This window comes from Rhodococcus sp. (in: high G+C Gram-positive bacteria) (assembly GCF_049286785.1).
Taxonomy (GTDB): domain Bacteria; phylum Actinomycetota; class Actinomycetes; order Mycobacteriales; family Mycobacteriaceae; genus Rhodococcus_F.
Map to the genome: position 1 here is coordinate 1 of NZ_JBAQEO010000189.1, position 1,601 is coordinate 1,601.

General features: G+C 61.7%; 1 protein-coding gene and 1 pseudogene. Both read right to left on the reverse strand.

The genetic code is table 11. The annotated features are described in order from the left end of the window. Positions 1–587 (reverse strand): annotated as a pseudogene (locus WAW17_RS07725) (cytochrome P450); the annotation flags it as partial. 635 nt (positions 588–1,222) lie between these two features. Continuing rightward, positions 1,223–1,601 (reverse strand): AMP-binding enzyme (locus WAW17_RS07730; protein ID WP_422332404.1); only part of this gene is annotated, 379 nt, incomplete at its 5' end.

Here is a 1,601-nt window from a genome sequence, read left to right on the forward strand (position 1 = left end):
TCCTGGGTCAGCGTCATCATGCGCGGCTCGTCTTCTTCAGGAACACCGAGCAGGCCCATGATGACGTGCAGCGGGTAGTGCAATGCAAAATCCTGGACGAAGTCGATTCGCCCGTCTGTTGCAAGGAGCCGGGAGACGGCGGCCTTGGCCAGGACTCTGATCCTGTCCCCCCACTGTGCCAGGTTCGTCGGCCGGAACCAGTCCAGTGCAATGTCTTTGACAGCGGTGTGCTCAGGGGGATCGAGGTACGTCAGCGTCTCCAGAATCCGCAGGCTGCCGTTGTTGATACTCTTCGTGAACGCGTCGCCCGCCTGATTGGCCAAGATCGGGTTGTGAGAGCCCTTTTCGTCTCCACCCGCGCTGGTGAAGATTCCGGGCTGGCGCTCGATCTCCATGATGTCTGCATACTTGCTGACCAGCCAGATCTCGTCATAGCCTTCTACGGCCGCGCGACCGAGCGGGTTGTTCTCGCGCAGCCATCGGTAGGCCTCGAACAAGGCGTCGTTGTCGCTATGCCCTTCGGGCAAGACGACCTGCCGCGCAATAGCGTCCGGGATCAACTGCGTGGCTTGCTCCGTGGTGCTCATCGATTCTCCTCGCGAACTGTGGCGTTGTGGCATACCTCGACCTCGAGGCATCTCCAACGGGAAGGCTCACTCAGCGTTCCAGCGCCAGGAGTGAGGCGCATCACACCGATGGTGGAAAGATCTCGGCACAACGGGTCATGTGGTGCAGGTCGACCGGGTTCGCCGTCACGACACACCCGGCATCAGCCGCACAACATCAAAGGCAAAATCTCACTGTCCGACAATGAATTCACGAGATGCGGGAACGTCGCAATTCTTGTTTTGGGTCCGAACGTCACGCCGACGCGGCCGGAATCGGCTGAAGTGGTGATGTGCCGGCCTCCAGTCGACGTACAGCGACGCGACCTCCACGCGTGTGCACACGCCGAGTCTCTTGAAGATCCGCTGCACGTGCGACTTCACGGTGCCGTCGGATCCGCTGCGGCACGCGCTTCGATGAAGACCGGAAGGCTTGGTATCCGCCGGACGCGAGGGGTCGATGAACGGCCGGTAGGTGTGTCCATAGGTATCCGGGGGATCAACTACAAAGGGGCGGGGCTGATGCGAGGCAGCCGCCGCAAGACGATTCAGTCGATGGCGTCGGGGCGGCCACCATCTGGGGACCACCGGGCGTGCGGCAGAACGGGGCGTCGGATCTAGCGGTCAACCTTGTCGGCGATCTTCTCCGCGATCTCCGCGCGCAGGACGTGCTTCTGTATCTTGCCCGTCGCCGTCATCGGCAGCGCCTCGACGATCTCCAACCGCTCCGGAACCTTCTGTATTGCCAGACCCTTGTCCAAGAGGAAGTCCTTGATGGTTTCCAGCGTGATGTTCTCTTCACCGGGTGCGGGCACGACGTAGCAGCAGAGCGCCTCACCGAGTTTCTTGTTCGGCATTCCCACCACGGCAACCGCCCGTACGGCCGGGTGCGCGGTCAACAGGTCTTCCACCTCGCGCACACTGATATTCAGGCCGCCGCGGATCACAATGTCCTTGGTACGGCCGGTAACACGGACGAAACCGTCCGCGTCCATA